Origin of the sequence: Streptomyces sp. LS1784 (assembly GCF_020103755.1) — a bacterium.
Lineage (GTDB): Bacteria > Actinomycetota > Actinomycetes > Streptomycetales > Streptomycetaceae > Kitasatospora.
Genome location: NZ_JAHSQD010000404.1, coordinates 1 through 7,538, shown reverse-complemented (window position 1 = coordinate 7,538; position 7,538 = coordinate 1). Strand labels below are relative to the sequence as shown.

The following is a 7,538-nucleotide window of genomic DNA, read 5'->3' as shown; positions in this document are numbered from 1 at the left end:
GGGCGCCGGCCGCCCGCCGCGCACCCCGCGCGAGCAGCAGCTGTGCGAACTGTTCGCCGAGGTGCTGGGCGTGGCCGCGGTCGGCGTCGAGGACGACTTCTTCGCGCTCGGCGGGCACTCGCTGCTGGTCGTGCGCCTCGCCGGGCGGATCCGCGAGGTGCTCGGACTGGAGGTCGGCATCGGTGCACTGTTCCAGACGCCCACCGTGGCCGCCCTGGACGCCGCCCTCGCGGCGGGCGCGCCGGACACCGACGCCCTGGACGTGCTGCTCCCGCTGCGGCCCGTCGCCCCCGGCCGGCAGCGCCCGCTGTTCGCCGTCCACCCGGCCGGCGGCCTCAGCTGGTGCTACACCGGCCTGATCCGCAACCTGTCAAGCGAGGTGCCGATCTACGGCCTCCAGGCCCAGGGCGTCGGCGCCGCAACAGCCGAACTCCCCTTGCCCGCGACGCTGGAGGAGCTGGCCGCGCACTACGCCGACCGGCTGCGCGAGGTCCAGCCCGAGGGCCCGTACCGACTGCTCGGCTGGTCCACCGGCGGGATCATCGCGCACGCGGTGGCCGTCCGGCTCCAGGAGCTCGGCGAGAGCGTCGAGTTGCTGGCGATCCTGGACGCCTACCCCGCCGAGGGCTTCCGCGAACTGCCCGTCCCCGACCAGGCCGAGGCGCTGGAGGCGCTGCTCACCATGGGCGGCTTCGGGCCGGCGGACCTCGACGGCCGCCCGCTCGAACTCGGCGCCGTCACCGAGCTGCTGCGCCGGGAGGGCAGCCCGCTCGCCGGTCTCGACGAGGCCACCGTGGCCGCGCTGAACCGGATCTACCTCAACACCAACCACCTGGTGCGCGGCTACGACCACCGCCGCTTCGACGGCGACGTGCTGTTCTTCCGTGCCACCGTCGACACCATCGACGAGGCCCTGGTGCCCGAGCTCTGGACGCCGTACGTGTCCGGCCGGATCGCCGACACCGACGTGGCCTGCTCCCACAAGGACATGACCCTGCCCGCCCCGATCGCGCACATCGCGAGCGTGATCGCCGACCACCTGGAGAGGTCCTCCCATGAGTGACGCCCCCGCCAACCCCTTCGACGCCGACGGCGAGTTCCTCGCGCTCGTCAACTCCGAAGGACAGCACTCCCTGTGGCCCGCCTTCGCCGCCGTCCCGGCCGGCTGGAGCATCGCCCACGGCCCGTGCGGGCGAGCGGCCGCACTGGAGTGGATCACCGCGAACTGGATCACCCTGTGAGCCCTCCGGTGGTCGAGGCCCCGGCGCGCCCCCTGCTCGCGGGGCGCGCCGCGGTGGTGGTCGTCTACACGGCCGCGATGTGCATGAACGGCCTGGACTCGACCATCGTCAACCCGGCGCTGTTCAGCATCGCCGAGGACTTCGGCCGGCCCGTCGAGGCCGCCAACGCCGTGGAGACCGCCTTCCTGGTCGGCCTCGCCCTCGGCCTGCCGGTGGCCGGCTGGCTCGGCGACCGGTACGGCGTCAAGCGGGTCTTCCTCGGCTCGCTCGCCGCCTTCACGCTCGCCTCCGCGCTCTGCGCGGCGGCGCCCGGCCTGGGCTCGCTGTCGGCGGCCCGGGCCGTCCAGGGCGTGGCCGGCGGGCTGCTCACCCCGGTCGGGATGACCCTGCTGTTCCGGGCCTTCGCCCCGCACGAGCGGGCCGGCCTGGGCCGCATCCTGATCGTCCCGACCGCGCTGATGCCCGCCCTCGGGCCGCCGCTCGGCGGCTTCCTCACCGAGCACCTGTCCTGGCACTGGCTGTTCCTGGTCAACGTGCCGATCGGGGCCGCCGCCGTGGTCATCGGGCTGCTCGGCCTGCGCAGCGAGCAGGAACCTCCGGCTGGCCGCTTCGACACCACCGGCTTCCTGCTCGCCACCCCCGGCCTCGGGCTGCTGACCTACGCCCTCGGCTTCGGCCCGGCGCACGGCTGGACATCCCCGGGCGTGGCCCTCGGTGGGCTGCTCGGACTGGCCCTGCTGGGAGCGGCCGTACGGCACCAACTGCGCACCGCCGAACCGCTGGTGGACCTGCGGCTGCTCGCCGACCGAACCTTCGGTGCGGCGAGCCGGCTGGCGCTGCTGACCGCGGCCGGGCTGATGGGCGCGCTGTTCGTGCTGCCGCTGCTCTACCAGGCGGTGCGCGGCGCCACCGCCCTGGACGCCGGGCTGAGCGTCTTCCCGGAGGCGATCGGCCTGATGGCCGCCTCGCAGGTGGTCGACCGGCTGCTTCCGAGGCTCGGTCCGCGCCGCCTCGTCCTGCCCGCGCTTTTGCTCGCGGCGGTGGTCATCGGCTCCCTCGGCTTCGCGGAAAACCCTTGGGCGGTAAGGGCGTTGATGTTCGGCGTCGGCCTGATCCTGGGCACTGCCGTGCTCACCGTCCAGATCGCCGGCTTCGCCGACGTCCCGCCCCCCGCCATGGGCCGCGCGATGGGCCTGTTCACCATCCTGCGCACCCTCGGCGGCGCCCTCGGCATCGCCGCCACGGCGGCGCTGCTCGGCGCGGTCGGTGACGGCGCGGGCCCGACGCCCTACCGCATCGCCCTCCTGCTCACCGCCGGCCTGGTGGCCGTCGGCGCCCTCTTGGCCGCCAGGCTCCCGGCGGAGGCCCCGGGCCCGCCCCCGGTGGACTGAACCCTCAGGCGGTGGTCCGCTCGGGAACGGCGCGCGCCCGGACGGACCACCGCCACAGCGAGCCCAGGAGCAGCAATCCCGGGGCGACCCCGGCGACCACGCCGACGGCGGCCGTCGGCGCATCGCCGAAGGCCAGCGCCAGCCCGGCCATCGCGCACAGCGTCATCGCGCCCCCGAGGGCGTGCAGCGAGGGCCGCTGCCAGAGCGCCGCCAGGACGAAGAAGTGCGCGCTCACCACGGTGGCGATCCATGGTCCGGTCGCCAGCGGGGTGTGCAGCAGGCGGTTGACCACCAGGATGCCGACGACGATCGCGGCTCCCCCGGCAGCCGGGATGAACTGGTAGTTCCGTCCGACGGCGTTCTTCGGCCTGCTCCCGGTCCGGTCCAGCGGCTCCTCCCGGCCACCCCACCGGTTCCAGGCCCCGATCAGCGCGATGAACGCGGCCGGCGACACCACCCGCAGCCCCACCTCGACTGCCGCAGGCAGCGTGCTCGCGCCGGTCTGGATGAACACGAGCCCGAGAACGGCTCCCAGGATCCGGGCGGTTCGATCAGTCGGCATGCCTGCCATCCTGACGGTCGATCCGACCATCGGACCAGCCGCGCCGTCCGGCTGCTTCGGCCAGCACGTCGGCCACGGTGCGACGAGGTCGACAGCCCAGCAGCCTGGTGGCCCGCTCGGACACGTAGACGCGGTCGATCGAGGAGGGGAGATCCCACCCGAGCCGGTCGAACCCGGCCGCCGCCTTCGGCATACGCTCCGCGATCAGGGCTGCCGGGGCCCGGTGAAGACGTGCGAGGTCGTCGGTCCGCCAGGGGTACGGGCCGGCGATGTTCACCACCCCGGCAGCCGTGGCGCTCTCGACGGCCAGCAGGTGCGCCCGCGCCACATCGGCCAGGTCCACGCCCCGGTAGAGGCGGTGCCGGGCCAGCAGGGGCGGCGGCTCCGGGAAACAGCGGGCGATCCGCAGGCACGCCGTGGTCATGCCGGTCGCTTCGAGCACCAGACGCTCGGCGGCCAGCTTCGTCTCGTCGTAGACGTCGCGCGGCCGGGCGACCAAGTCCTCGGTCACCCAGACCGCCGCGCCGTCGGACGGCACCAGCGCATGCCCGTACACCGAGGTCGAGCTGGTGAGGACGAACCGCCGCACCCCGGCCGCCTCGGCGGCGGAAAGCAGTTCCCCGGTCGCCCCGACGTTCACGGCGTGGAACTCCGCATCCGGCCGCACCCCGACGTGCGGCGCGTGCAGCGCGGCCGCGTGGACGACCGCCTCCGCCCCGGCGAGCGCCCCGCGCCATGCCGCGCCGTCCCGTAGGTCCGCCACCACGTCGGTGTCGGGGGACTTCACCCGGTCCACCCCGACCACCGTACGGCCCGACTCCCGCAGCAGCCGAACCACCGCCGACCCCACCAACCCGGCAGACCCCGTCACCACCACACGCCCCACCCGGGCCACCCCTCCCGCACGCGTCACCAATCCGCCGAGCCTACGGCGCCGGCGCGATACTGTGCCGGAAGCACCGGAGGAGAGCGCATGAACCCTGAGCACTACCGCCTGCTCGAAGAGGCCCGCCGCAGCCTGCCGGATGGTTACAAGGTCGAACTGTCGGGCGACATCATCGTCATGCAGGCGTCACCGCCGTCGATCCACCAGCTCAACCTCGCGATCGTCCAGCGCCAGTTCGAGGCGCACTGCCCCGCCGGCTACGTCCCGACCGGGAACAGCGACCTCTCCTCGCCCGAGATCGGCTCCGTCCGCAACCCCGACCTCACCTACCTGCCCGAGGACGTGATCGAGCTGGGCCGAGAGATCCCGGCCGACCTGGCACTGATCGCGGTCGAGGTCGTCTCGCCGTCCAACCCCGACAACGACTGGAACGGGAAGGTCCGCGACTACCCGCGGATGGGCTTTCCGATGTATCTGATCGTGGACCCGCGGCAGAAGACGGTGACGCTGTTCTCCGAGCCCAACCGCGACCGCTACCACACCCGGACGGAGCGGGAGTTCGGCGAGAAGATCCGCATCCCGGAGCCGTTCGGCTTCGAGCTGGACCTGACCTGGCTGGTGCCCTACCGGGATTGACCGGCCCTGGGGCCCCGGGCGCTCACTCGTGCGGCCAGAGGATCAGGTCGTCCAGCGGGTACCGGCGCGGACGGTCGCCGAGTTCGGCGACGGCGGCCCGGATCCGGTGCAGGTGGGCCGGGGTGAGCTGGAGCGGGGGCTCCTCGGGCTGGTGGGTGGTGCGGATCGGGTAGTCGACGCCCGGCTCGCGGGTCATCTCGATGTGGCAGCCGAGCACGTGCGTCACCGGGTGGCTCTCGGCGAAGGCGACCAGCCGCTCGATGGTCCGCCCGAAGGCCGGCCAGTCGTTGATGTAGATCCGCCCCGGGTAGACGGTGTCGCCGGTGAGCAGGAAGCCGGTCCACGGGTCGTAGTAGGTGACCGACGCCCGGTGGTGTCCCGGGGTGGCCAGGCACTTCAGCACCCGCCCGCCGCCGAGGTCGACCGGGGCCACCGCTTCCTCGTCCCGGTCGAAGCCGAAGTACGGCCAGGCCGTGGCGAGTTCCCCGCCGACCAGGGTGGTCGCCGGCCGGTCGGCGAACTGGCTGTCGCCGGCGACGTGATCGCCGTGCGGGTGGGTGTGCAGGACCAGCAGCGGATAGTCGCCACCGGGCCGGGGGTTGCGGGCGAGCTACTTCTCCACCAGCTCGTCGACCGTCGCGCGCAGCGGGAAGTACGCGGCCTCGGCCGTCGCCCCGGTGTCGATCAGCACGGCCCGTTCCGTCCCGAACAGCAGGAACAGGAACGGCGCCTCGTAGTGGACCGCCTTGTTCTGGCGCAGGATGACGGTGTGCTCGTCGTACTCGTGGACCTGGATGTCCGGGTCGGTGTTGTGCTTCGCGGACGGGGAACCGTGGATCCATCGCACGTCCAGCGGACGGGTGACGGGAGTACCGGCAGCGGACACGACGCCTCCAGAGTGCGTCGTCTTGGCAGGCCGGGTACGGCGCACGTCTCGTCCGGGGCCGGCACCGCTGCGCCGCCCCGGGGACGCTAGCACGGGCCGGTGGCGGCGTCAGCCGGTCGTAGGAGAAGCGTTCCGGGCGAACTCGACGAAGTCGGCCCAAGCCTGGGGAGCGAAGGCGAGCTGGGGGCCGGTCTTGTCCTTGGAGTCCCGCACGCGGACGGTGCCCGGGGTGAGGGCGACCTCGACACAGTTGCCGCCTTCGGTGCCGCTGTGGCTGGACTTGAACCAGGCCGGTTCGGTGCTCATAGTTCCTCCGCGAGCTTGCCGATGAACTCCGCCGAGGCCTCGGGGCTGAGGGCCTTCCTGAGGATCATTTCATGCCGCTGGCAGATCTGGTTGACCTTGTCCGGCTCCGAAGAGAGCAGGCCCATCGTTTGACCTTCCTCATAGGCGAGACGGTCATGTTCGGGCGTCTCAAGAAGGACGAAAGGACCGTTGAGGCCGGGATGGGCTCCGGTGTCCGGCACCACTTGAATCGCGATGTGGCGAGGCTCGCCACTGGTCAGCAGGTGACGAAGTTGGTGGCGTTGCTCCTCGGCACTCCCGAACGGGTGCCGCAGGACGTGCTCTTCGATCAGGAAGTTGAACGACTTGGTCTGGGTCTTCAGCAGTTCCTGTCGTTGAAGGCGGGCAGCGACGCGTTCCTCCACGGTTTCGTCGTCCATGGGCGGCCAGTGTGCGTGCAGGAGTGACCGGACGGTCTCTTCGGTCTGAAGCAGTCCCGGGATGAGCTGGTTCTCGTAGGAGCTGTGGACGATCGCGACGGCCTCGTACCGCATGAAGTCCTCGGCGAAGTGTGGATACTTCTCCGGCTTCAGGAACTGCGCTCCGGCTGCCAGGATTCCCTTCGCGTCGCACATGTCGTCCGCCACCCGCAGCAGGTGCAGCGACGGCTTCCGCCGCCCGGCCTCCATCGACCGCAAGCTCTCACAGCTGTACCCGGCCTCGGCCGCCAAGGCCTCGCGGCTGACTCCGGCGCGGGTCCGCCACAGCTTGATCTGGTTGCCGCAGTACAGCCAGGACATCGGCGGCGGAGTGGCGGACGAGGACGCGTTCATCGCTGACCCCCCAAGGTCATCCGGTGTGGACTCCCGACGTTAGGTGCCCGGTGGTTCGGTGGTGTGCGAATCGGTCGAAACCACCCCTCCGGGTGATCCGAGCAGGTGTGCGAGCCCGTCCGCCAGGCCGCCGCGCCAGCAGGCGTAGTCGTGGCCGCCGTTGAACTCGCGGTAGGCGAGGTCGTAGCCGCGGGCCGTCAGGACGTCGCGCAGGTGGCGGTTCTGGGTGAGGAGCATCCACTCCTGGAGGCCGACCTCGATCCAGAAGCGGGCCGCACGTCGTTCCTCGGCGGCGAAGCGGCGGGTCAGCCATTCGCTGCCCGCGTCGAACTCGGTCTCGTCGGGCCACCAGAAGGAACCGGACTGGGACAGCGCGTTGCCGAAGCGCTCCGGGCGGCGGTAGGCGGCGTAGGCGGCGGTGAGGCCGCCCGCGCTCTGGCCGGCGATCACGGTGGCGGCCGGGTCGTCGTTCGCGCCGAACTCCGCGCAGGCCCACGGGAGGAGACGGTCGGCGAGGAGGTCGACGAAGGCCGGGTTGCAGCTGAGGTCGTCCGGGCGTTGTGGGCCCATGGTGTGCACCAGCAGCGCGACGGTGGGCGGGATCGCGCCGTCCGCCGTCAGGTTGTCGAGGGTGTCGCCGACGGACAGCACCTCGCCCCACATCTCGCCGTCCAGCAGCACCGCGACCGGGTACGGGCCGCCGTCCGCGCGGTGCCCGGCCGGGAGGTGGACGTCCACCCGCCGGCCGGCCACCGTACGGGGGAGTGTCCGCCCGCGCGGCACGCCGTCGCGCCGCCGCACGTACGGCTGCGCGGGCG

The 7,538-nt window shown here is 72.4% G+C and carries 11 protein-coding genes and 1 riboswitch; of the genes, 4 read left to right on the top strand and 7 right to left on the bottom strand.

Features of this window, described 5'->3' with window-relative positions:
• The 3 genes from KS423_RS32670 to KS423_RS32660 all read left to right on the top strand — a co-directional run.
• Positions 1-1,063, top strand: a 1,063-nt coding sequence (locus tag KS423_RS32670; RefSeq protein ID WP_224283374.1) for a thioesterase domain-containing protein, incomplete at its 5' end; no start/stop codon positions are given.
• Positions 1,056-1,241 carry an MbtH family protein gene (locus KS423_RS32665; RefSeq protein ID WP_224283373.1) on the top strand — a complete coding sequence of 62 codons (186 nt, stop codon included), beginning with the start codon at positions 1,056-1,058 and terminating at the stop codon, positions 1,239-1,241. The genes KS423_RS32670 and KS423_RS32665, both read left to right, overlap by 8 nt.
• Positions 1,238-2,632 (top strand): DHA2 family efflux MFS transporter permease subunit, encoded by a 1,395-nt coding sequence (locus KS423_RS32660; RefSeq protein WP_224283372.1) that lies wholly within the window; start codon positions 1,238-1,240, stop codon positions 2,630-2,632. Before KS423_RS32665 ends, KS423_RS32660 begins: the two co-directional genes overlap by 4 nt.
• Positions 2,633-2,636: 4 nt before the next feature.
• On the opposite strand, the gene KS423_RS32655 is transcribed toward KS423_RS32660, so the two are convergent.
• Together KS423_RS32655 and KS423_RS32650 are read right to left on the bottom strand one after the other, a co-directional pair.
• Entirely contained in the window at positions 2,637-3,194 is a 558-nt protein-coding gene (locus tag KS423_RS32655) for a hypothetical protein (protein ID WP_224283371.1), read from the bottom strand.
• Positions 3,184-4,065 (bottom strand): NAD(P)-dependent oxidoreductase, encoded by an 882-nt coding sequence (locus tag KS423_RS32650; protein ID WP_224283370.1) that lies wholly within the window; start codon positions 4,063-4,065, stop codon positions 3,184-3,186. The genes KS423_RS32655 and KS423_RS32650 overlap by 11 nt, the downstream gene beginning before the upstream one ends.
• Before the next feature lie 102 nt (positions 4,066-4,167).
• Here KS423_RS32650 and KS423_RS32645 point away from each other — a divergent pair, with 102 nt between their 5' ends.
• Entirely contained in the window at positions 4,168-4,716 is a 549-nt protein-coding gene (locus tag KS423_RS32645; RefSeq protein WP_224283369.1) for a Uma2 family endonuclease, read from the top strand.
• 22 nt (positions 4,717-4,738) lie between these two features.
• Here the strand turns inward: KS423_RS32645 and KS423_RS32640 are convergent, their stop codons facing one another.
• The 5 genes from KS423_RS32640 to KS423_RS32620 form a co-directional block, all read right to left on the bottom strand.
• On the bottom strand, positions 4,739-5,281 hold the full coding sequence (locus KS423_RS32640) for an MBL fold metallo-hydrolase (protein ID WP_224283375.1): 543 nt from the start codon (positions 5,279-5,281) through the stop codon (positions 4,739-4,741).
• A gap of 45 nt (positions 5,282-5,326) precedes the next feature.
• Positions 5,327-5,602 carry a hypothetical protein gene (locus tag KS423_RS32635; RefSeq protein WP_224283368.1) on the bottom strand — a complete coding sequence of 92 codons (276 nt, stop codon included), beginning with the start codon at positions 5,600-5,602 and terminating at the stop codon, positions 5,327-5,329.
• An 11-nt stretch (positions 5,603-5,613) separates the two neighbouring features.
• Positions 5,614-5,681: riboswitch (guanidine-III (ykkC-III) riboswitch) on the bottom strand.
• A gap of 29 nt (positions 5,682-5,710) precedes the next feature.
• Entirely contained in the window at positions 5,711-5,908 is a 198-nt protein-coding gene (locus KS423_RS32630; RefSeq protein ID WP_224283367.1) for a DUF397 domain-containing protein, read from the bottom strand.
• Positions 5,905-6,687 (bottom strand): helix-turn-helix transcriptional regulator, encoded by a 783-nt coding sequence (locus tag KS423_RS32625; RefSeq protein WP_224283366.1) that lies wholly within the window; start codon positions 6,685-6,687, stop codon positions 5,905-5,907. The genes KS423_RS32630 and KS423_RS32625 overlap by 4 nt, the downstream gene beginning before the upstream one ends.
• A 72-nt stretch (positions 6,688-6,759) precedes the next feature.
• A partial coding sequence (locus KS423_RS32620; RefSeq protein ID WP_263455468.1) for an esterase family protein occupies positions 6,760-7,538 on the bottom strand: 779 nt, incomplete at its 5' end.